This window comes from Ralstonia sp. OTU4908 (genome assembly GCF_038440115.1).
Taxonomy (GTDB): Bacteria; Pseudomonadota; Gammaproteobacteria; order Burkholderiales; family Burkholderiaceae; genus Ralstonia; species Ralstonia pickettii.
The window spans coordinates 121,030-143,207 of the sequence record NZ_JASATD010000003.1 but is presented as its reverse complement, the minus strand read 5'-3'; the positions used below and the strand labels follow the sequence as shown (position 1 = coordinate 143,207).

Sequence of the window (22,178 nt, the reverse complement as noted above, 5' to 3'; positions counted from 1 at the left end):
GGCGGCGCGGGCAATCAGCCGCCCAGAATGCGCCGCGCCGCGCGATCCCCCCACCACGCGGCTTCTTCAAAGACGGAATAGCCGGACAGGTCTGCATGCGCGTAGTGGATCGGCCCGGCGCTCTCACGTAGGCGCGCAATGCCGGGTCTGGAGAGAAAGCCCGGTGTGGGAATCGCCATCGCATGGCCGCGCAGCGTCAGGTCGGCCCGGCGGATCTGCGTGCGCAGGCGGATGCCGTACACCGTATCGAGATCGGCCAGCGCACGATCGAGCAGCGTTTGCGGCGATGCCTTCAGCAGCCATTCACGCGCGGCCTTCGGTGTCATGTCCGACAGCGCCACGTAGGCCGTGAACACGCTCTGCGCGGGCGGCCCGACGCGAATGTCCTGGTGATTGGCGACCACATATCCCAACCCCGTACCGCGATAGACCACGTTGTCCCACGCCAGCGGCGTGTCGTCGTGTTCGGGCGGAAAGCCGTCGATGAGCAGGTTGGCGAGCAGCCACGGTGCGGTTTCGGGCAACTCGGCGGCGGGCACGTCAAAGCCGTCGACGATGTGTTTGGCAACGTGCAGCGGCATCGCGCTGACCACGTGATCGGCTAGCAGGCGCACGACGCGGCCATCCGCTTGCAGGATATCTGCGAAGACGCATGCGCCGGCTTCGGTGGTTGTGCCGATGCGCGCGGCGCTGCCCGGCAGCAAACGGCCCGGTTCGTCCAATCCGGCGGCTTCGAACAGCCGCTTGGCCATCCAGTCCAGCCCTTCGGCCCAGGTGAGCACGGTGCCTTGTTCCGCATTGCTCGCCATGCCGCCGCGGCTGGCGAAATAGGCGATGCCGGCCCAGGCGGAAACATGATCCGCCGTGGCGCCGTAATCGTCGCGGCAGCAGTAATCGGCATACCAGTGCAGCGTGGCGGCGCGGTAGCCCTCGCGGTGCAGCCAGTCGCGGAAGGTGAGTGCGTCGAGCGCGCGCCAAGCTGGGTCTGCGGACGAGAGCGCCGTCGGCACGGCAAAGACGCGGCGGCCGTCGGCACCGGTGGTCTGGCGCAGCCGGTCGATGTGGGCGAAGAACCTGGTGTGCTCGGCGCGTTCCGCCTCGGTAACGCCTTCGTGCGGCACAAAGCCGTCTTGCCAGCGGTTGCCCAGCCACAGGCGTTCATCGGGCGCATGAACGAGCACGCGTTCGTCGTATGTCGGGCGCAGCGCAAACGGATCGCGCTCGATCACGCCAAAGTCGGCCAGCATCTCGCGCACGTGCGTCGATTCCATCGACGGCAGCGGCAGATAATGCGCCCCCGTGGGGAAGCGCTGCGTGCCGAACGCACCGCCCGCGGCATTGCCATAGCGCTCCGGTCCCTCGACGACAACCACGTCGCGCCGGCCGCCTTTTGCCAGCCGCCACGCGCAGCTTAATCCGCCAATGCCGCTGCCGCAGATGGCAACGCCCACGCGCCGCGTTTCCGATGGTGCCGGCAGCACGCGCAGGTCGCGCAGTTGATGGCCGGCAGTCTGGCCGGGCATGCGCACGCTGGGCGTGATTTCAGTAAAGGCGCGAAAGCCCCCCCACGAAGCGGCACCCGCCGCGGCTACACCGGCAGCGGCTGCACCCACAAGAAAGCTGCGTCGCGTTGCCATCAGCGCAGCACGCCGTGCCAGTCTTCTTCGAAATACCGCACCAGCGATTGGTTGTTCAGCCGGTTCGGTTCCACCTGCGGGCGCGGCATGTCGGGCGCGAAGCTGAACATCTGGTGCGTGGTGTCGGCGTCCAGGAAGCGTGTCGGCACGCGATACGACCTGGGTGGCTGGAAATCCGCGCGGCCCGGTGCTGCCAGGATGAAGCCCCATTCGCCAAAGGACGGCACCAGCGCGTGGTACGGCCACGTGCGGTAACCGGCTTCCTTCAGCGTCGCATCCACGCACCAGTACGAACGCGGCGCGAAATAGGGCGACGTGGCTTGAATGACAACCAGGCCCGTATCCGCCACATGGCGCGACAGCAGCCGGTAGAACGGCACCGAATACAGCTTGCCGATGCTGAAGTTCGACGGGTCCGGAAAATCGACGATGGCCACGTCGAACATGTCGGTGGCGGTTTGCATCCATTGCGCCGCATCGGCATTGACCACCGTCACGCGCGGGTCGCTGAACGCATGCTGGTTGAGCGCGACCAGTGCCTCGGCGTGCGAGAACAGGTTCGTCATGCGCGGGTCCAGGTCGACCAGCGTGACGTGCTCCACCTGCGGGTACTTCAGGATCTGCCGCAGCGCGAGGCCGTCGCCGCCGCCCAGCACCAGCACGCGCCGCGCACCGCGCACCGATTCCAGCGCAGGCAGTACCAGCGCCTCGTGGTAGCGGTATTCGTCGCGCGAGGAAAACTGCAGGTTGCCATTGATGTATAAGCGCAGGTCGTCTTTCCAGCGCGTCACCACCAGCCGCTGATACGGCGAGGAAATCGCATGGATGATCTCGTCGCCAAAGAGCGCGCGTTCCGACCAATGCGTGAGCTTGTCCGATGCGCCAAAGCCCGCGAGCAACGCCGCTGCCACTGCGCCTGCGCGCCACGCCATCGCCGTACGCATGCGGGCCGTGAGCGCCAGCTCGGCGCGGAAGTGCCAGAGCGTCCAGACCGCAATCGCCGTATTGAACAGTCCGAACAGAAAACCGGTGCGCACCAGCCCGAGGCGCGGCGCCAGTACCAGCGGAAACAGCAGCGACACCGCCAGGGCACCCAGGTAATCGAACGTCAGCACGCGGCTGACGAGGTCGGAGAACTTGGCTTGCCGCCGATGCAGCATGCGCATCACCAGCGGGATCTCCATGCCCACCAGCACGCCGATCACCGTGACCAGCGCGTACAGCACCAAGCGGAACGGCGCCGATTCCGCCGCAAACAACGCAAACAGCGCCGCCGCAGATACGCCGCCAAACAGCCCGACCAACAATTCCAGATCGACAAAGCGGGCGAGCAGCGCGTCGTCCGCCACGTAGCGCGAGAGCCATGAGCCGATGCCCATGGCAAACAGATAGGCGCCGATGATGGAAGAGAACTGCAGGATGGAATCGCCCAGCAGATACGAAGCCAATGCCCCGGCAATCAATTCGTACGCCAGCCCGCACGAGGCCACCACAAAGACTGCAAGGACCAGCAGGCCATTGCCGCGGCCGGCTGGCTGCGTGGGTTCGTATGTGGCGTCAGGCTGCGGCGTCGACATGCTGCGAAGGTGGAAAATGAAGGGGCGTTAACAAACGGCGGATGCCGAGGCGAGCGCGATTGTGCCGCCTTTTTTCCCTGTCTGCGAGTCGGCTGGTGCATGGCTGCATCGGGGGGTACGCAAGCAGCGAATCAGCCGCTATAGTGGCGCCACCTATGTACTGCACGGCCCCTTCCCATGCCTGACATGACCGCTTCCGTGATCGCCTATGCCTCGCACCTGCTGGCGGGCGCCGTGGTGTTTTCCGGCTTTTTCTTCGTCTATCTGCGCCTGACGCCGTATGACGAGTTCAAGCTGATCCGCGAAGGCAATATCGCCGCGGCGCTGTCGCTGGCCGGGGCGCTGCTGGGGTTCGTGCTGACCATCGCGTCGAGCATCACGCATGCCGATGGCCTGGTGCCTTTCCTGTTCTGGGCGGTGATGGCGTCGGTGGTGCAACTGATCGTGTTCCTGGTGCTCACGCGGCTGATGCCGGATTACCGCCTGCAGATCGAGCACAACAACATCGCCGCCGGTATGCTGTTTGGCGTGAGCGCGCTGGCCGTTGGCGTGATCAACGCGGCGTGCCTGTCCTGACCTTGTCCTGATTGTTCCTGCCCCGCGAATCATCGCGAAGGAGTTTGCTGTGAGCCTGTCCAGTTTCATCAAGAAGCAGTTCATCGACATCCTGCAATGGACGGAGAGCGAGGACGGCGTGCTCGCCTGGCGCTATCCGATGCAGGACATGGAAATCCAGAACGGCGGCACCCTGGTCGTGCGCGACTCGCAGATGGCGATGTTCGTCAACGAAGGCCAGATCGCCGACGTGTTCAGCGCCGGCACCTTCAAGCTGACCACGCAGACGCTGCCCGTTCTCACGTACCTGAAGAACTGGGACAAGCTGTTCGAGTCCCCCTTCAAGTCCGACGTCTACTACTTCAGCACGCGCCAGCAGCTCGGCCGCCGCTGGGGCACGCCGCAGCCCGTGACGGTGCGTGACAAGGATTTCGGCATGGTGCGCCTGCGTGCCTTTGGCGTGTACGCCTACCACGTGGCCGACCCGAAGCTGTTCTACCAGCAGGTGAGCGGCACGCGCGACATCTACACCGTGGATGACGTCGAGGCGCAGCTGGGCCCCGTCATCATGGGCGCGATGGCGACCGCGTTTGGCGAATCCGGCGTGCCGTTCCTGGACCTGGCCGCCAACCAGATGCTGATGTCGAACAAGGTGCGCGAGGCGCTGCTGCCGCAGTTCACGCAGTACGGTCTGGCGCTCGACAGCTTCCAGGTGTCCAGCGTGACGCTGCCGGACGAACTGCAGGCCGCGCTGGATCGCCGCATCAGCATGGACATGACCGGCGACATGCAGCGCTTCACGCAATATCAGACGGCCGAATCGCTGCCGCTGGCGGCACGCAACGAAGGCGGCATCGCCGGTACGGGTGCGGGTTTGGCGGCAGGGCTGGCAATGGGCCAGGCGATGGCCGACAGCCTGCGTACCGCTGTGCAGGGCAACCCTGGCGGTGCGGCAGCTCCTGCAGCGCAATCTGCCGCCGCCGTCCCAGCTGCTCCGGCAGCGGACGACCCCTCGGCACGCCTGGCCAAGCTCAAGGAACTGCTCGACAAGGGCCTCATCACGCAAGCGGACTTTGATGCCGGCAAGGCTGCCGTGCTGAAGGCGCTGACCGGAGGCTGACCCTCGGCCCCGCTGATCGGATGACCGGGCGGCACCGCAAGCCGCCCGTTTTTCTGCGCCATTTTTCGCGCAATCGAACGACCTGACCATGTTTCATGCCAACTGCCCGGCGTGTGGCGCGCCGGTGGAACTGAAGTCTGCAGCTGCCGTCATGGCGGTGTGCAGCTTCTGCAAGAGCACGTTGCTGCGCGACGGCGAGACGCTTTCCGACATCGGCAAGATGTCTGCCGTGCTCGAGGACTACGCGCGCGTGCAGATCGGCACCACCGGGCGCTACAAGAACAAGGCGTTCACCGTGGTTGGCCGCATCCAGTTGCGCTATGACGCGGGCTTCTGGAACGAGTGGTACGTGCTGTTCGACGACGGGACCGACGGCTGGCTGGCCGAAGCATCCGGGCAGGTGACCATGACGTTCGCACGCGGCACGCCGGCCAATGCGGTCGCATTCGAGGCGCTGCGCCCGGGGCAGCTGTACGACGCCGAGGGCACGCAATTCACGCTGTCCGACGTGCGCGAAGCTGATTGCACTGGCGGCCAGGGCGAATTGCCGTTTCGCGTTGGCGAGGGCTGGCATGCACGCGTCGCCGACGGCCGCCGGGAAGACGCTTTCATCACGCTGGACTACTCCGACGGTACAGCACCGACGCTTTACGTGGGTGAAGCCACCACGCTCGACGTGCTCAAGTGCCAGCTTCTGCGCACCGACGCCGAGATCAAGGAGACCGCAGGCCGCGTCCCAGGCAAGCTCACGAATCTCGACTGCCCGCAGTGCGGTACGTCGATCCCGTTCAGCCCCGGCGCGACGGGCCATGTACTGTGCCCCGGCTGCGGCGCGGCCATCGATGCGGCCACGCCGCGCGGCGACGTCATCGCGCGCGCACGCTCGGTCCCGCAAGTAGCCACCACGCTGGAGCTGGGCGACAAGGCGCTCATCGATGGCCTGCAATGGCAGGTGATCGGCGTGATGCGCCGCGCGGTGGTCGACGGCGGCGGCGAATGGTTTGAATATCTGCTGTACACCCCCAAGCGCGGTTTCAGCTGGATGGTGGAAACGGACGACGGTTGGTTCCGCGCGAACGTGCTCGACCGCTGGCCCACCCGGAGCGACAGCCGTACCGCGGTGCTCGACGGCAAGGTCTACGCTCGCGACGAGGATTACACCGCGCGCGTGACCTATGCCGCCGGCGCCTTCAATTGGCGTGTCCAATCGGGCGACCAGACGCGCGTTGTCGAATACGCCGCGGGCCAGGAGAGCCTGGCAGCGGAGAGCGATGCGCATGAGTTGACGTGGTCCAAGAGCACGCCGGTAAGCGCCGCGCAGATCAAGGCGTGGTTCGGCAAGGTGGTGGCTGAGCCGGCCAAGGCTTCGTCGTCGAACTACATGACGGTGGCGGTGGTCGCGTGCGTGCTGCTCGGCCTGCTGAACCTCGTACCGTTCTTCATGGCGCCGGGTTCGGTATTCGGTATCACGTTCTTTGCGGCGTTGCTGTTGCTGGTGCCTGCGTGGCTGGTGGCCAAGATCGGGGGTGGAGAATGAAGAACTGGTTCGTTCTCTACGCCGTGGCGGTGGTGATTGGTGCCACCTATATGGACTGGAAGGCCGGCTTTGCCGCGCCGCGCACGCCGTCGTACGGCAGCAGCACGGGCGGATCGGGATCGTCTTATTGGGGCGGCTCTTCCGGCGGTAGCGGTTATGGCGGCGGCTTCAGCGGGGGCCACAAGTGACGCGCACCGACGCAGCGCTGTCGTCGGAGGAGGCGGCAGGCGCCGTGGGCGAGCACCTTCTGCTCGATCTTTACGGCGTGGCGCCAGCGCTGCTGCGCGACGCGGCTGCACTGGAAAAGGCGCTACGCGATGCCGCAAGCGCGCTCGGCGCCACCATCCTGCATGCGCATCTGCATCGCTTTGATTCTGTGCGCGCAGGGTTGCCCGCGGGTGAGCAGGGCGGCGTCACAGGCGTGTTGCTGCTCGCTGAATCGCATCTTTCCATCCACACCTGGCCCGAGCACGGCTTTGCAGCCATCGATGCCTTCATGTGCGGTACTGGCACGACGCATGCCGCGCGCGCGGTGTTCGAGCAGGCGTTGGCGCCGCAGCGGGTGGATGTGCGCGTCGCCCGCCGCGGCGCGGAGCCTGCGTCAAACTGATCTACACCGGCTGGCCGTCGAATATCACGCGATTGCGCCCCAGCCGTTTGGCGGCCAGCAGCGCCGCATCGGCGCGCATGATGAGGTCGGTGGGCGTGCATGGGTTCTGCCCCTGCTCGCAGCTTGCCAGGCCCACGCTGATGGTGCAGCGGATGTTGGCGTCCGGGGTGGCGATCTCCAAGGACTCCACCGCGCTGCGCAGTCGTTCCGCAATGCCGGTAGCCTGCGTTGTGGTCGTGTCAGGCAGCAGCACCAGGAATTCCTCGCCGCCGTAGCGGCCGACCGCATCGACGGGACGCGCATTCACGCGCAGCTTGCGTGCGATCTCAACCAGGACTGCATCGCCTGCGGGGTGGCCGTACGTGTCGTTCACGCGCTTGAAGTGGTCAACGTCCACCACCAGCAATGAAAGCGGCTGCCCGTAGCGCATCGCGTGGCCGCATTCGCGCGTGAGCAGCTCCATCGCAGCGCGTCGGTTCCAGATGCCCAGCATCGGATCGGTCAGGCTTTCGTGACGCGCAACCTGCAGCTCGGTCAGGATGGAGCGCTGCGTTTCACTGAGTTCGCGCTCGCGAAATCCAGATTCGACCCAACTGGCCAGATCATCGAGCAACTCGCGCTCGGCCTGTTCAAACGGCCGTGGCTTCTGGTCGATCACGCAGAGCGTGCCGACGGGGTAGCCAGCCAGGTTCCTGACCGGGCGCCCCGCATAGAAGCGGATATGCGGCGCGCCGGTCACCAGCGGGTTGTCGGCAAAGCGCGGGTCGGCCTTGGTGTCGGGAATGACGAGCATCTCGTCTTCGGCCACTGCATGGCCGCAGAACGAGATGTCGCGTCCGGTCTCGCGCACGTCCAAACCGATGCAGGATTTGAACCATTGACGCTGGGCGTCGATGAGCGTCACGAGCACGATCGGGGCGTCGAACACGCGCTTGGTCGTGCGCGTGACGCGGTCGAACAACTCCTCGTCGGGTGTGGAGAGCAACAGCATGTCTTGCAGCGAGGCAAGACGTTCGGGTTCGTTCTTCGGAATGGGAGCGGGCTTCATGCGCAAAGGGCGCCGGGCGGGCCGGCGCGCTTGAAACGGGCAATGGAAAAGGAAAAAAGAAAAAGGACAGGCCGCGCCCTGCAAGCCGCGGCCCGATGACAAATCATTTAGCGCCGACCATGTTCTCCGGCCGCACCCAGGCATCGAACTGCTCGGGCGTGACATAGCCCAGCGTCAGGGCGGCCTCGCGCAGGCTGGTGCCTTCCTTGTGCGCCTTCTTGGCGATCTGCGCCGATTTGTCGTAGCCGATATGCGGGTTGAGGGCCGTCACCAGCATCAGGGAGCGCTGCACCAGCTCGTCGATGCGGTCGCGGTTGGGTTCGATGCCCACGGCGCAGTGATCGTTGAAGCTGCGCATGCCGTCGGCCAGCAGGCGCACGCTGTGCAGGAAGTTGTACGCGATCATCGGACGGAATACGTTCAGCTCGAAGTTGCCCGACGCGCCGCCCACGTTCACTGCGACGTCGTTGCCGAAAACCTGCGCGCACAGCATCGTCACCGCTTCGCTCTGCGTGGGGTTCACCTTGCCGGGCATGATCGACGAGCCGGGCTCGTTCTCGGGGATGGAAATTTCGCCCAGCCCGCTGCGCGGGCCGCTGGCCAGCCAGCGGATGTCGTTGGCGATCTTGGTCAGGCTGGCCGCCAGCGTTTTCAGCGCGCCGTGCGCATGCACCAGCCCATCGGCCGATGCCATGGTCTCGAACTTGTTCGGCGAGGTTATGAAGGGCAAGCCGGTCAGTTGCGCCAGCTCTTCAGCCACCTGTTCGGCGTAACCGGCCGGTGCGTTGAGGCCGGTGCCGACCGCCGTGCCACCCAGCGCGAGTTCGCACAGGTGCGGCAGGGCGGCGTTCAGATGCGTTTCGTTGTGCTGCAACTGGGCAACGTAGCCGGAGAACTCCTGGCCCAGCGTGAGCGGCGTGGCGTCCTGCAGATGCGTGCGGCCGATCTTGATGATGTCGTTGAAATCCGCAGCTTTCTTGGCGAGGGTCTCCCGCAGCGTTCGCAGCAAGGGCAGCAGGTGCCGAGTGATGGCCGTCACGGCCGCCACGTGCATCGCCGTGGGGAAGACATCGTTGGACGACTGGCTGCGGTTCACGTCATCGTTCGGATGCACGAGGCGTGCCTCTCCGCGTTCCCCGCCGAGCAGCTCGCTGGCGCGGTTGGCGAGCACCTCGTTCATGTTCATGTTGGTCTGCGTGCCCGAGCCCGTTTGCCAGACCACCAGCGGAAATTCATTCGGGTGCTTGCCGGCGATGACTTCATCGGCGGCGCCCACGATGGCGTTGGCCTTGTCTGCGGAGAGCAGCCCGAGACGATGGTTGACGACGGCGCTGGCACGTTTGATGCGGGCGAGCGCGTCGATCAGCTCGCGGGGCATGCGGTCGCCGGCAATGTCGAAGTTCTGCAGCGAGCGTTGCGTTTGTGCGCCCCACAGGTGGTCTGCAGGGACTTCAATGGGGCCAAAGGTGTCGCGTTCAGTACGGGTGGTCATGGCGGGAGCGAGGGCACGAGGTGACTCGGATTAGCGCTCCAGTATAGGCAGAGCGCAGTGCCCTTGTCGGTTGTAGGGGCGGTATGGCGGCACATTACACAATCCTGCGCGTTGGGTACACGGTTTGCGGGCACAGGCGAGGCACGCCACAATGACGGCTGCGTCGCATCCTGCCGCTTCTGCCCCGCCTCATGCCCACCACGCCCTCCGCCTCCGTCGACCCCTCCTTGAAACCGCTGCTCTGGCTGGTGGCGATGGGTCTGTTCATGCAGACCCTCGATTCAACGATCGTCAACACCGCGTTGCCGGCCATGGCACGCAGCCTGTCGGAAAGCCCGCTGAAGATGCAGTCGGTCATCATCGCCTACACGTTGACGACCGCCATGCTGATGCCTGCGTCCGGATGGCTGGCCGACCGCTTCGGCACGCGAAAGATGTTCTTCGCCGCCATCTTCCTGTTCACGATCGGTTCCTTGCTGTGCGCGGAATCGCGCAGCCTGACCATGCTGATTGCCTCGCGCGTGGTGCAAGGTGTGGGCGGCGCGCTGCTGATGCCCGTGGGGCGGTTGACCGTGCTGCGCGTGGTGCCGCGCGAGCAGTTCCTGCCGGCCATGAGTTTCGTCACCATCCCGGGGCTGATCGGTCCGCTGATCGGCCCGACGCTGGGAGGCTGGCTGGTGGAGGCCGTGTCGTGGCACTGGATCTTCCTGATCAACATTCCCGTGGGGGTGATCGGCGCGCTCGTCACGCTCAAGGTGATGCCCGATGTGCACGCGGAAGACGACAGCCGCTTCGACTGGTCCGGCTATCTGATGCTGGCCTTCGGCATGGCGGCGGTGTCGTTCTCGCTCGACGGGCTGTCCGAACTGGGCTTCCAGCACGCGACGGTGCTGGTGCTGCTGATTTTTGGTCTGGCGGCGCTCACGGCTTACTGGCTGCATGCGGGGCGCGTGGCCGGGCCGCTGTTTCCGCGCACGCTGTTTGGCATTCCGAGCTTTTCCATTGGTGTGCTCGGCAACCTGTTTGCACGCATCGGCAGCGGCGGGATGCCGTTCCTCATTCCGCTGCTGCTGCAGGTGAGCCTGGGGTACACGCCACTGCAGGCCGGCTTGATGATGGTGCCGGTGGCTGCCGCCGGCATGGCCGCCAAACCGTTGGGCACGTGGGCCATCAAGCGCTACGGCTATCGCCGCATGCTGTCCGTCAACACGGTCATGGTCGGCCTGATGATGGCCAGCTTTGCCGTGATGACGCCCAACGTGCCGGTGTGGCTGCGCATCGTGCAACTGGCGATCTTCGGCACGTTCAACTCGATGCAGTTCACGGCCATGAACACGCTCACGCTCAAGGACCTGACGGGCCCCCTGGCCAGCGCGGGCAACAGCATGCTGTCGATGGTGATGATGCTGTCGATGAGCCTGGGCGTGGCCGCAGCCGGCGCATTGTTGACGGGCTTTACCGACTTCACAAGCGGGCCGGAGGGCCGCGACACGCTGGCTGCGTTCCACAAGACGTTTGTCTGCGTGGGCGTCATGACGTGCGCGGCCGCGTGGATCTTCGCGCAGCTCTCGCGCTTCGAGTCGACGCACGTCGTCAAGCGGCCCGAGATGGAAGTGCATTGAACGCCCGCTTTAGCGACCAGGCTGACTACTTTTTCCAGTAGCCGCGCATTTTCTTGCTGAGGTCCACCTTGGCCGCGGCGCGCGCTTCGGCTGCGGGGTCCGCGCCGGGCTCCGGTTCCGGCCATGCGCACGCTTCGAACAGCGGCAGCAGCGCAGGCGGAATGAAGCGCGTGCGCGACGCGTAGATGTGCCGGTCGCCGTTGGGGGTTTGCTGCGTGACGTAGAAGCGCTGCGGCACCAGGATGTCCAGATGCTCACGCGCACGCGTCATCGCCACGTAAAGCAGCCGGCGTTCTTCTTCCAGTTCTTCGTGCGAGCCCGCGCCCAGATCGGCCGGCATGCAGCCGTCCACGGCATTCAGTACGTACACCGCCTTCCATTCCTGACCTTTCGATGAATGGATCGTCGAGAGGATCAGGTAGTCCTCATCGCGGTAGGGGTCGCCCGACTCATCGCTGGTCAGCTCGGGCGGGTCGAGCGTCATCTCGGTCAGGAAGCGCTCCCGGGTCGCGTACGTTGCGGCCATGCGGGCGAGCTGGTCCAGATCGCCCTGGCGCACGGCCGCGTCGTCGTGCAGGCGCTCCATGTGCGGCGAGTACCAAGCGCCTACGGCTTCGAGTTCGCCAGCCCATTCCAGGCTGTCTTTGGGTACGCGCAGGGTTTGCATGAGCGCCATCAGCGTAGACCAGTCGCCGGCCAGCCGCGCCGGTGGCTCGTAGGCGAGCAGCGCGGCCATCGGGTCCGCCGCTTCCGCCATGACGTCGAGCACGCGTGCCGCCGTGGCGGGGCCTGCACCTGGCAGCAACTGGATCACGCGAAACCCGGCAATGCGGCTGCGCGGGTTCTCGGCCCAGCGCAGTACCGACAGCACATCCTTCACATGTGCAGCCTCGAGAAACTTGAGGCCGCCGTATTTCACGAACGGGATGTTGCGACGCGTGAGTTCGATCTCCAGCGGCGCGCTGTGGCTCGCGGTGCGAAACAGCACCGCCTGCGATTTCAGCGTCAGCCCGCCTTCCCGGTGATGCAGCACCCGCTCGGCCACGCAACGCGCCTGCTCGGCCTCGTCACGCACCGAAATCAAACGCGGACGATGCGTCGATGCGCGGTCTGTCCACAACGTTTTGGCAAAGCGCTCCGTTGCGAAGCGCATCACGCCGTTGGAGGCATCCAGAATCGGTTGCGTCGAACGGTAATTGCGCTCCAGCAGCACCGTGTGCGCCGGCCGCGAAAAGTGGCGCGGAAAATCGAGGATATTGCGCACCGTCGCCGCGCGGAATGCGTAGATCGATTGCGCGTCGTCGCCCACCACGGTGACACCGCGGCCGTCTGGACGCAGCGCACGCAGGATGGACGACTGCAGCCGGTTCGTGTCCTGGTATTCGTCGACAAGGATGTGGTCGAAGCGCGCGCCGATCTCGGCCGCCAGGTCGGCGTCGGACACCATCGCGTGCCAGTAGAGCAGCAGGTCGTCGTAGTCGAGCACGTGCTGCGCCTGCTTGGCTTCGACATACGCATCGAACAGCGTGCGCAATTGCGTCTCCCACATCGCGCACCACGGAAAATGGTGCTTCAGCACGGCGTTCAGCGGGCTCTCCGCGTTGATGGCGCGCGAGTAGATCGCAATGCAGGTCTGCTTGAGCGGGAAGCGGCGTTCCTTAATCGACAGGTTCAGCTCGTGGCGCACGACGTTGAGCAGATCGGCCGAGTCGCTGCGGTCATGGATGGTGAAATCGGGGGCGAGGCCCACGCGCTCGGCATATTCGCGCAGCAGGCGCGCGCCGATGCCGTGGAAGGTGCCGGCCCAGGGCAGCGTGGTCTTGTACGAAGTGCCGGCCGAATTGAGGGCGTTGTTCGATCGCTCGCCCTGCATGGCTCGCGCCAGCAGGTGGCCGGCACGGTTCGACAGTTCGCTCGCCGCCCGGCGGGAAAACGTCAATAGCAGGATGCGTTGCGGATCGGCGCCGTTGGCTACCAGGTGCGCCACGCGCCAGCCCAGCGTGTGCGTCTTGCCGGATCCGGCACCGGCCAACACGAGCAGCGGGCCGGTTTCCGCCGCGTCTGCCCCGGAAATACCGAACTCGACCGCCTGGCGCTGCTGGTCGTTCAGCTGGGCCAGGTAACCGGGCGTGGCCGGCACAGTGGCGGTGTCTGGGGTGGTGGAGGCGGCAAGCACGGCAGGGCGTCACAAAAAATAACTGTATGAATATACAGCACTGGGATGCCTGCCTGCGGAAAGTGAGCGCGGCGGACGGAAGGCCGGCGGCGTTGGCCGATCAGATCCCGTCCCGCAGCTTTTTCGCGAAGTCCTGCGGGGATGCCCGCCGGTTGACCGCGTCCACCAGATCCGCCAGGAACCAAGGCAGCACGAGTTGCGTGCCCGGATCGCTCAGGCCGACGCGGAGCCGGTCAGGAGACGCCGATTCGGTGGCTTTGGCCGGCTGGATCGGCTGCGGAGGCTGGCTGTGCGCGAGCATCCCTTGCAGATCCTGATCGGTGAAAGTGAACGTTGACGTGGTCAGGGCCGAGGCGGTCATCGCTGCGGACATCAGCATCGTGGCCACGGCAAGGTGTTTGAGGGTGTTGGCAGGCATCGTGGCCTCCAGAACAGAACGGTTGGGTGAGTAGGTGACCGGCGCGCAGCGCGGTGGCCGCAGCAATGATCCACCCTCCGATCATGGCGGCAGCTTAGGGTTCCGTTTCGCTCAGGAAAACGCAAATATCGCGTGCAATCCGATCAATTGGCCTGCGGCTGCAGGGCGATCACGGCCATGCCCGTCAACGCAATGGCCGCGCCGCCGATGTCCCAGCGGGTGAGCGACACACCGTCGACCAGACGCAGCCACACGAGCGCTACGGCGATATACACCCCGCCGTATGCCGCATAAGTGCGGCCGGCCGCAGCCGGGTGCAATGTCAGCAACCACGCAAACAGCGCGAGCGAGGCGGCCGCCGGCAGCAACAGCCAGATCGGCTTACCTTGCCGGAGCACGAGCCACGGCAGATAACAACCGACGATTTCCGCCACGGCGGTGAAGGCAAACAGCACGGCAATACGAAGCAGTTCCAAAACGGGCCCCGAAGCAATCAATACGCAGACGGCGCCGATTGTGGCATGTGGGGCCGTGCTGTCGCGATGGTTACCCGGTCTCAGGCGGGCGAGGCGGTGTGCGCCTGCAGCAGCGCATCGATCTCGGCTTGCGTGCCCGCGTATGCGCCGGCGCGCGTGGCGGTGAGGGCGGCCGCCGCTGCGGCTTGGCGCAGATGCGCCTGCGGTGGCGCCTCGGGTGACTGCAGCAGGCTCGCCAGCCAGGCGCCCATCGCGGCATCGCCGCAGCCGACGGTGTCCGCCACCGGCACGGCAAAGGCCGGTTGGGCGATACGCGCATCGTCTTGCCCGCCGTGCGCCGCTGCCAGCCATTCCATGCCGTCGGCCCCGAGCGTGAGCAGGATGTCGGCTTGCGGCGCGAGGGTGCGCAGCGTGGTGAGCGGATCGGCATCACCGGGAAACAGTTGGCGCAAATCTTCATCCGATACCTTGATGACCGGTACGATGGCGGCCATGCGCAGCAGCAGCGGCGCGTAGTGGGGAGCGCCCATCGCCGCGCGGACTTGGCCGCGCATGCCGAACTGGCAGCGGCTGTCGGATCGACGCCGCCGGAAAAGCGCTGACCGGAAAACGCGTACGCGCTAGCGCGGTGTGATCGCCGGCAACACCGGCGTGACCTTGTACCCGCGGGCCGCCAGCAGCGCGGGAATTCCCTTGGGTCCGATCATGTGGAGCGCGCCCACAGCGCCAAACACGCGCTGGCCGCTGTTGTGCACGCGTGCAATGTTCTCGGCCATGGCGCGGTTGCGGTTCGTCACCAGCCGTTGGAAGGCGCGTTTGTCCGATGCCGTCTTCAGGCAATCGCACCACTGCGGGTAGTGCTCGAGCGTGCTGATGTCGCTGTCGGCCCAGGCGTTGGCGAGCGTGAGCGTCTGCGTGCGCGCCTCGCCCGATTCAATCGCGTCGAGCACGGTATCGAATTGCTGCGCGACCTCGTTCTTCGGCACGATCTCGTTGAGCACGCGCACCTGCTGCGCCAGCGTTTCGAGCGGCACGATCGGCAGGTGCACGCTCTTGGCGTAGGTGGTGAGAAACAGGTCGATGCCGAAATCCGGATAGAGCCCGTCTGTGCGTACCCCCAGCACCGCCAGCGAGGCCAGTTGCATGGTCGGCTGGAACTTGCGGATCTGCGTGAGGGCCGTGTCGGGCAGGCAAGCCGCGGAGAGCAGTTTGTTGAAGCGCTCGCCGCGACGGCCGGTCAGGAGCCGGCGGTCTTCTGCGCTGTTTTGCGCGGTTAGCGGTGTGCGGTCGGTGTCTTTGTCGAGCAGGTCGAGTTCGAGCGCGATGCTGTCAACCTGCTGAAGCGCGCTGCGCACGGTGGGGCCGGGCAGCATCCAGTCGGCCCGCGCAACGTGGATCGTGCCGTAGAGCCACGAGGTGTGACCGTTCTTTTCGATGCGCCAGAGCAGGCCGTGGTCGGTCGCGCGTTGCGCGGCGGCGGCCCAACCGTCTTTGGGGATGAAGCTTGAGGCGGGTGGCGGACAGTTCGGGGTCGGTGCCGGTGCCTGTACGGGTGTGGTGTCTTGCGCGGCAGCCGTGCCGACGCCCGTCAATAGGAAAAACGCGGCCGCGAGCGCGCGCCACGTGGTGCGATTGCGTGCCATTTGGCTGCTCCCCGAATATTGTTGTGGTCGTCTGTGCAGTTTAGCGGGCGCAAGCCATTGCGTGCCGCACGATGATCACCCCTGACGCGCTACTCGCTCAGCTTCGGCGGCACGGCATGCGCACCGCGCGTCTCGCGAAACCACAGCGCCAGGCTTTCGTCTTCCAGCGCATAGGCGCCGCGCGACTCCTTCCAGATCAGGTTCTTGTCGCGCAGCGCGTCCAGCGCGGCCTGCACCGTGGCGGTGGAAAACTCGCTGTGGCCGAGCTTGGCCGCATATGCCTTCATCGAGTCTTCCGAAAACGGCGAATAGCCTTGTCCGCGCTCGATCAGCACCGCCAGCACGGCACGCTGGATTTCCGTCAGTGCGCTGTAATCGCTTTCGATCTCGCCCCAGATGCGGTCGCGAAAACCCTGCGCGCCGCGCTTGAGCAACTCGCCCAGGCTGGCCGCCTCGCCCAGCTCCAGGGCGATCTCGCTGACGATGCCCTTGAGCATCTCCGGCCGGTGCCCGACGAGCTGGAAGGCGGCAAACATGTCGTCTTCCTTGAACTGGTTGTTGGGCGCCAGGTGCTGGTTGACCCACGCCGTGTACGCCGACACATACGGCCGCCCCAGCAGCGGGAAGTTGGTCACCCGCGAGCCGAAAAACGGCTGCGTGCGATTGAGCAGCAGGTTGGCGAGCTTGTCACGGTTCGACCCCGTAAAGACGAGGAAGAGGCGCGGTTCGACCACGCCCTGGTTCATCTGGTCGCGCGCGGCCTTGAGCGCGAACATGGCGTTGGTGCCGGCCTCAGTGGACAGCGCGTGTTGCGCCTCGTCGATGATCAGCACGACGGGCCGCTGCACCGCCTTGTAGAGCACATCGAGCGCGTCGGCCAGGGTGATGCCCGGCGGTAGCCCGATCTTGCCGAGGTTGAACGTGAACGTACGCAACACGTCGACCTTCTCCATGCCGGCCTGCTTGGCCAGCTTGGCGATCGGCCCGTCAAACTGGGCCAGTTTGGATTTGATGGCGTCGGCGATCAGCAGGCCGGGATCGCGTGCGCGGTCGGCCCATAAGTCCACGTAGATGGCGATCCACTTGCGGCGTTCGACCTCCGGCACCAGGTCTTCGCGCAGGAACGTGCTTTTGCCGGTGCGCCGGGGCGCCGCCAGGAACAGGCCTGAGCGCGCATCGGCCAGGCCCTTGCCTTCCAGGCTGTCGCACAACGTGTTGGCGAGGTCCTGGCGGTGGAAGCTGAAGCGTCCGGTATCGGTGTCGGAATCCATGGGAAGCCCTGTTTTAGACCTGATTATGGAAATCGCTATAAATTATAGTCGATCCAATAATTAAGGCTAATTCCGCCCGAATTGCCAGCCGGATTGCAGTCGGCTCCGCCGATTTGCAATTGCGCGGCACTGTGCCGCAGGCAATTCGGGGAACTGTGTGCAGCGCTATACTCCACACATTCTGACGTTGCCTATCCATGCTCCATCGCCGCTGGCTCTTCCTCGTCTGGCTTGCGATCGTACTGAACGTACTGTCGCCGGTGCTCGCCTCCGCACGCGCGGCGGCCACGGGCACGCTCGACGTCGAGCTGTGCAGCGCAACGGCCCCGCATGGCAGCACCGTGCAGGTTGCCATCGATCTGCAAGGCGATGGCTACGCCGACGGGTCGGCCGCCCACCACAGCGTGGCGCACTGTCTGTATTGCCCGGGGTTTGCTGCCGGGCTGGCGCTGGCCTCGTTGCCGGCGTTGGATGTTCCTTCCGCCCATTTCATCTATCGCGTGCGGCAGCCGGCCACCCCGGCGCCCGTGTACGCGCGCAGTGCGTTGCGCGTGGCCGAGTCGCGCGCGCCTCCTGTGTCTCCGTCGTTGTCGATCTGACGCGCCTGCGGACGTAACGCCGTGGCGCCTTTGCGTTCGGCCCCGCTTGGGCCGACGCCATCGCAATCCGGAGACCTTTCCGATGTCATTCCACAAGCGCACCGGGGCCGCTGCCCCTAAGCGCACGCTGGTGTGCCGTGCTGCGCTCGCGCTGAGCGCAGCGGCACCGCTGTCTGCTTTTGCCGCCGACGATGCGGCCTCCGTGCCCCCGCCTGTCACACAGGAACTCGCGCCCACCGTGGTCCGGGCCAACGCCAACCCCGCGCCGTTCGCCCGCAATACGCCGGCGGTCGTGCAAAGCGTCACGGCCGATCAGCTCGCCGACCGCAACGTCGTCACCACCGAAGACGCCGTCAAATACCAGCCCAACGTGATGGTGCGCCGCCGCTTCATTGGCGACCGCAACTCCATCTTCGCCGGCCGCGACTTCAACGAGATTCAAAGCGCGCGGGGCCTGCTGTATGCCGACGGCATCCTGCTTTCGAACCTGCTTGGGTCGAGCTACAGCTTCCCGCCGCGCTGGTCGATGGTCGGGCCGGACGACCTGGCGCGCGTCGATATTCTGTATGGGCCGTTCTCTGCGCTGCTGCCGGGCAACTCGATGGGCACGACCATTGCGATGACGTTGCGCCGTCCCGAAAAGTTCGAGGCCGCGGCGCAGACGCAGATCATGAGCCAGCACTACAACGATGCCTACGGCTTTTCGCGCAACGTCACCGGCAACCACGAGAGTGCGTCGCTGGGCGACCGCATCGGCAAGTTCTGGTATGCGCTGTCAGTCGACCGGCTGGAGAACGACAGCCAACCGATGCAATACGCCACGCCCAACTCCCGGTTCACCGCAGGCGGCACGCCGGTGCCGGTCACGGGCGCGCGGCAGGATCTTGGCCCCAACGGCCAGCCGCGCGTGATTCTCGGGCCGCAGATTCTCGAGCGCACGCAGCAGCTGCAAGAGACGCTGCGATTCGGCTACGTGTTCAGCGACAGCCTGGAAGCATCGCTCACGCTGGGCCATTGGGAAAACCATTTCAACGATCAGGCGCTCAGCTTCCTTCGCGATGCCGCCGGCAACACCGTCACGGGCGGCAATGTGCTGATCAACGGCACGCCGTACACGATCGCCCCGAACACCTTCGCCCCGCAAAACGGCGACCAGGAAAACTGGCTCTACGGCCTGGGCGTGAAGGGCAAGATCGGCGGCTGGAAGATCGACACCAACGCTTCCGCTTACAACGTTTCGCGCGACATCCTGCGCGCGTCGAACACGGCGGCCGGCAATGGGCCCGGCACGGTGTTCTATGGCGACGGCACCGGCTGGTCCAACTTCGACGTCAAGGCGACCTCTCCCACGGTGTCCGGCCATACCTTCACGACCGGTTACCACTACGACCAATACCACCTGCGCAACCAGACCTTCAACGCGACGAACTGGTCGACGGAAGCGCTATCCACGCTCAAATCCAGCTACCAGGGCGACACGCAAACTCAGGCGGTTTTCCTGCAGGACGCGTGGGCGTTTGCGCCGCGCTGGCTGGCCACACTGGGCCTGCGCTACGAAAGCTGGCGCGCCTACAACGGCCAGCTCGGCAACGGCACGAGCGCGTTGGGCTACGCCAGCCGTACCGAAGACGCGTTTTCGCCCAAGGCGGCCATTCAATGGCAGGCCACGCAAGACACGCTGCTGCGCTTGTCGTATGGCCGCGCCGTACGCTTTCCGACGGTGGCGGAGCTGTTCCAGGGCTCGATCAGCGGCAACACGATCGTCAACAACGATCCGAACCTCAAACCTGAGCGCGCCAATGATTTCGACTTCACCGTCGAGCAGGCCGTGCCCTACGGCGTGCTGCGTACCAGCCTGTTCCAGAGCGACGTGCGCGACAGCATCTACACGCAGACCAACATCACCGTCACGCCCAACGTGACGAACGTGCAGAACGTCGATCGCGTGCGCACGCGCGGCATCGAGTTGGCGTATTCGGGGCAGGACGTTCTGCAGGATGCGGGTGTGCGCGGCGTGGACGTTGAAGCCAACGTCGCTTTCACGCAATCGAAAACGCTGGCCGACGCCGCCAACCCGACCTACGTCGACAAGACCTGGCCGCGCATGCCGCGGGTGCGCGCCAATCTCTTTGCGAGCTGGCATGCCACCCCCGACTGGACCGTGGGCGCGGGCGTGCGCTATTCGGGGCGGCAATACGGCACGCTCGACAACACCGATGTGCTGCCGAACGTCTACGGCGGCACCAGCAGCTTCTTCACCGTGGACCTCAAGGCCAGCTACCGTATCGACAAGCACATCACGCTGGCGCTGGGCGTCGACAACCTGACCGACAGGCAGTATTTCGTGTATCACCCGTACCCGTCGCGCACCTTCTATGGGCAACTGAAATGGCGTCTGTAATGCAATCGATTCCTCGATTCCTGGCCGGTGCGCTGCTGGTTTTTGCGGCAACGCTGGCGCTTGCGCACGAAGGTCACGACCACGGCGGCATGGCAGGCAAGGGCGCCGCCAAACCGCAGCTTGCTACGACGGCGGCGTTCGACAAGGCAGGGCGCCTGTGGGTGACGTGGGCGGAAGGGCAGCACGTGGTGGTCGCTTCGTCCGACGATCTCGGCAAAACGCTGTCGGCGCCACAGCGCGTGAACCCGCAACCCGAGCCGATCTATACCGACGGCGAGAACCGCCCGAAGGTTATCGCCAGCCCGGACGGTGCGCTGTATGTGAGCTGGTCGCGCCCGCTCGATGCGCCATACACGGGCTTCGTGCGTTTCTCGCGCTCGCTCGACGGCGGCAGGACATGGAGCGCGCCAGTCACGGTCCATCACGATCGCCAACCCATCACGCACCGCTTCGATTCGATTGCGGTCGACAGCGCAGGCCACATCTTCGTCACGTGGATCGACAAGCGCGACCTGCTGCGGGCGCAGGCCGCCAAGCAGCCGTACGACGGCGCAGCGGTGTACTACACCGTTTCGACCGACCGCGGCGCAACCTTCGCTCCCGAGCGCAAGGTCATCGACCAGACCTGCGAATGCTGCCGCATTGCGCTGGCGCCCGATGCCGACGGGCACATGCTCGCGCTGTGGCGCAACGTGTTTGCCGGGCAGATCCGAGATCACGCATTGGCGACATTACCGATCGATAACACGCCGCTTGCCGTCACGCGCGCGACGTTCTCGGAGTGGCGCGTCGATGCGTGTCCGCACCATGGCCCCGCGTTGGCCGTCACGGCAGATGGCGTGCGGCACATGGCGTGGTTCTCCGTGCAACAGGACAAGCCTGGTCTGTTCTACAGCCGGCTGTCGGCCGACGGCAAACCGATCGGCGAGCCTTGGGGCTTTGCCGGTTCGCCACAAGCCGGAGCGCAGGCCTCGCACCCCGCATTGGTCGCCGCGTATGGCGCGCTGTGGCTGGTCTGGAAACAGTTTGCCGACGACCGCATGCAGATTCTGCTGCGCAAATCCATCGACGGCGGCGCGCACTGGTCGGCGCCGGCCAGCGTGGCAAACACCGATGGCGGCAGCGATCACCCGCAATTGCTCGCGCGCGACGGCCATGTCTACCTGTCTTGGCGTACCCAGGCGGAGGGTTACCGCCTGGTCGATATCAGCAATGTCGTTCCGACCAATCCATCATTGGAGGCATCGAAATGAAAATTCGATGGAGAGCGGTGGCGACGGCCGTGGCGCTATCCGCCGCCGCTTTGACGGCGCAGGCCGCGGGTGCGCTGCAGTTCCAGCCGCTGCATGCCCGCGATGTGCCGGCGCTGCTGCAGACGCCCCATGCGCGTCCGCTCATCGTCGAAATCTGGTCATTGGATTGCAGCTACTGCCGCGAGAACATCGCGCGTATCGCGCAATGGCGGCGTACCGCCAAGAAGAACGTGGATGTGGTGATGGTGTCGATGGACGGTCCGGACCAGGCCGAGATGCTGAACCGCGCGCTGGCGCCGCTGGCCCGCGACGGGAAGATCGACGTTGCACGCATGCCGCAGTACGCCAACGCCGAAGACATGCCGGAGCGCCTGCGCGCCGCGCTCGACCCCGGCTGGCAGGGCGAGATGCCGCGCACGATCATCCTCCGCCCGGACGGCAAGCGTCACGCATCGAGCGGGTTGCTGACGCCGCAAATACTGGAAACAGCGCTCAGGGATTAATCAGAAAATGACGCAGACCCCCCTCGTTGTTGGGGTATGGCGGGGGGCGTGCACTTTTTATAATGGCTTCGCTTTGTGAATTCCGGCGCATTGCTCATTCACAAAGCACACCCGACCATCTTTCGTCGTCAAAGGCTGAAGATGTTAAGCCCGCTCGCCCCCCGGCCCGCGGGCTTTTTCTTTGCCCGGTCGAAAAGTGAATCTGTATTTCCCGGGACAGTGCGGTGGCGGGGCGGATGA

20 protein-coding genes are annotated in these 22,178 nt (G+C 65.5%); 10 read left to right on the top strand and 10 right to left on the bottom strand.

Annotation, left to right across the window (positions count from 1 at the left end; all coding sequences use genetic code 11):
- Window positions 1–14: 14 nt before the first annotated feature.
- Together AAHM38_RS04145 and AAHM38_RS04140 are read right to left on the bottom strand one after the other, a co-directional pair.
- A complete protein-coding gene (locus AAHM38_RS04145; RefSeq protein WP_116575246.1) occupies window positions 15–1,637 on the bottom strand; it encodes an NAD(P)-binding protein in 1,623 nt (540 codons plus the stop codon).
- On the bottom strand, window positions 1,637–3,214 hold the full coding sequence (locus tag AAHM38_RS04140; protein ID WP_116575245.1) for a polyamine aminopropyltransferase: 1,578 nt from the start codon (window positions 3,212–3,214) through the stop codon (window positions 1,637–1,639). Before AAHM38_RS04140 ends, AAHM38_RS04145 begins: the two co-directional genes overlap by 1 nt.
- Before the next feature lie 177 nt (window positions 3,215–3,391).
- On the opposite strand from AAHM38_RS04140, the gene AAHM38_RS04135 reads away from it, so the two are divergent.
- From AAHM38_RS04135 to speD, 5 genes are all read left to right on the top strand, one after another.
- Window positions 3,392–3,790 carry a DUF350 domain-containing protein gene (locus AAHM38_RS04135; protein WP_009240530.1) on the top strand — a complete coding sequence of 133 codons (399 nt, stop codon included), beginning with the start codon at window positions 3,392–3,394 and terminating at the stop codon, window positions 3,788–3,790.
- A gap of 49 nt (window positions 3,791–3,839) precedes the next feature.
- The gene (locus tag AAHM38_RS04130; RefSeq protein ID WP_065854414.1) at window positions 3,840–4,889 is read left to right on the top strand and encodes an SPFH domain-containing protein; all 1,050 of its coding nucleotides are present in this window, start codon (window positions 3,840–3,842) and stop codon (window positions 4,887–4,889) included.
- 88 nt (window positions 4,890–4,977) lie between these two features.
- Window positions 4,978–6,426, top strand: a complete 1,449-nt coding sequence (locus tag AAHM38_RS04125; protein WP_116575244.1) for a DUF4178 domain-containing protein — start codon at window positions 4,978–4,980, stop codon at window positions 6,424–6,426.
- Window positions 6,423–6,614, top strand: coding sequence for a hypothetical protein (locus AAHM38_RS04120; RefSeq protein ID WP_116575243.1), 192 nt, complete (start codon window positions 6,423–6,425; stop codon window positions 6,612–6,614). The genes AAHM38_RS04125 and AAHM38_RS04120 overlap by 4 nt, the downstream gene beginning before the upstream one ends.
- Complete coding sequence (speD, locus tag AAHM38_RS04115) at window positions 6,611–7,036, top strand: adenosylmethionine decarboxylase (protein WP_116575242.1); 426 nt, start codon at window positions 6,611–6,613, stop codon at window positions 7,034–7,036. The genes AAHM38_RS04120 and speD overlap by 4 nt, the downstream gene beginning before the upstream one ends.
- A gap of 1 nt (window position 7,037) precedes the next feature.
- On the opposite strand, the gene AAHM38_RS04110 is transcribed toward speD, so the two are convergent.
- Together AAHM38_RS04110 and fumC are read right to left on the bottom strand one after the other, a co-directional pair.
- Complete coding sequence (locus tag AAHM38_RS04110; RefSeq protein ID WP_116575241.1) at window positions 7,038–8,084, bottom strand: sensor domain-containing diguanylate cyclase; 1,047 nt, start codon at window positions 8,082–8,084, stop codon at window positions 7,038–7,040.
- 103 nt (window positions 8,085–8,187) lie between these two features.
- The gene (gene fumC / locus AAHM38_RS04105) at window positions 8,188–9,576 is read right to left on the bottom strand and encodes a class II fumarate hydratase (protein WP_116575240.1); all 1,389 of its coding nucleotides are present in this window, start codon (window positions 9,574–9,576) and stop codon (window positions 8,188–8,190) included.
- Window positions 9,577–9,767: 191 nt separating this feature from the next.
- Here fumC and mdtD point away from each other — a divergent pair, with 191 nt between their 5' ends.
- Complete coding sequence (mdtD, locus tag AAHM38_RS04100; RefSeq protein ID WP_065854423.1) at window positions 9,768–11,198, top strand: multidrug transporter subunit MdtD; 1,431 nt, start codon at window positions 9,768–9,770, stop codon at window positions 11,196–11,198.
- 25 nt (window positions 11,199–11,223) lie between these two features.
- On the opposite strand, the gene AAHM38_RS04095 is transcribed toward mdtD, so the two are convergent.
- The 6 genes from AAHM38_RS04095 to AAHM38_RS04070 form a co-directional block, all read right to left on the bottom strand.
- Window positions 11,224–13,374 carry an ATP-dependent helicase gene (locus AAHM38_RS04095; RefSeq protein ID WP_116575239.1) on the bottom strand — a complete coding sequence of 717 codons (2,151 nt, stop codon included), beginning with the start codon at window positions 13,372–13,374 and terminating at the stop codon, window positions 11,224–11,226.
- 100 nt (window positions 13,375–13,474) lie between these two features.
- Window positions 13,475–13,792 (bottom strand): hypothetical protein, encoded by a 318-nt coding sequence (locus AAHM38_RS04090; protein ID WP_116575238.1) that lies wholly within the window; start codon window positions 13,790–13,792, stop codon window positions 13,475–13,477.
- 143 nt (window positions 13,793–13,935) lie between these two features.
- Window positions 13,936–14,268 (bottom strand): YnfA family protein, encoded by a 333-nt coding sequence (locus AAHM38_RS04085; protein ID WP_037028572.1) that lies wholly within the window; start codon window positions 14,266–14,268, stop codon window positions 13,936–13,938.
- 80 nt (window positions 14,269–14,348) lie between these two features.
- Entirely contained in the window at window positions 14,349–14,822 is a 474-nt protein-coding gene (locus tag AAHM38_RS04080; protein WP_116575237.1) for a PfkB family carbohydrate kinase, read from the bottom strand.
- Window positions 14,823–14,888: 66 nt separating this feature from the next.
- Window positions 14,889–15,911 carry a TraB/GumN family protein gene (locus tag AAHM38_RS04075; protein ID WP_103519149.1) on the bottom strand — a complete coding sequence of 341 codons (1,023 nt, stop codon included), beginning with the start codon at window positions 15,909–15,911 and terminating at the stop codon, window positions 14,889–14,891.
- Between the two features lie 89 nt (window positions 15,912–16,000).
- On the bottom strand, window positions 16,001–17,182 hold the full coding sequence (locus AAHM38_RS04070) for a hypothetical protein (protein ID WP_009240543.1): 1,182 nt from the start codon (window positions 17,180–17,182) through the stop codon (window positions 16,001–16,003).
- Window positions 17,183–17,379: 197 nt separating this feature from the next.
- Between AAHM38_RS04070 and AAHM38_RS04065 the strand changes: the two genes are divergently transcribed.
- From AAHM38_RS04065 to AAHM38_RS04050, 4 genes are all read left to right on the top strand, one after another.
- Complete coding sequence (locus tag AAHM38_RS04065) at window positions 17,380–17,781, top strand: DUF2946 domain-containing protein (RefSeq protein WP_039376121.1); 402 nt, start codon at window positions 17,380–17,382, stop codon at window positions 17,779–17,781.
- Between the two features lie 82 nt (window positions 17,782–17,863).
- Window positions 17,864–20,182 (top strand): TonB-dependent receptor, encoded by a 2,319-nt coding sequence (locus AAHM38_RS04060; RefSeq protein ID WP_116575236.1) that lies wholly within the window; start codon window positions 17,864–17,866, stop codon window positions 20,180–20,182.
- On the top strand, window positions 20,182–21,435 hold the full coding sequence (locus tag AAHM38_RS04055; protein WP_116575235.1) for a sialidase family protein: 1,254 nt from the start codon (window positions 20,182–20,184) through the stop codon (window positions 21,433–21,435). The genes AAHM38_RS04060 and AAHM38_RS04055 overlap by 1 nt, the downstream gene beginning before the upstream one ends.
- Window positions 21,432–21,938 (top strand): redoxin domain-containing protein, encoded by a 507-nt coding sequence (locus tag AAHM38_RS04050; protein WP_116575234.1) that lies wholly within the window; start codon window positions 21,432–21,434, stop codon window positions 21,936–21,938. The genes AAHM38_RS04055 and AAHM38_RS04050 overlap by 4 nt, the downstream gene beginning before the upstream one ends.
- Window positions 21,939–22,178: the final 240 nt, after the last annotated feature.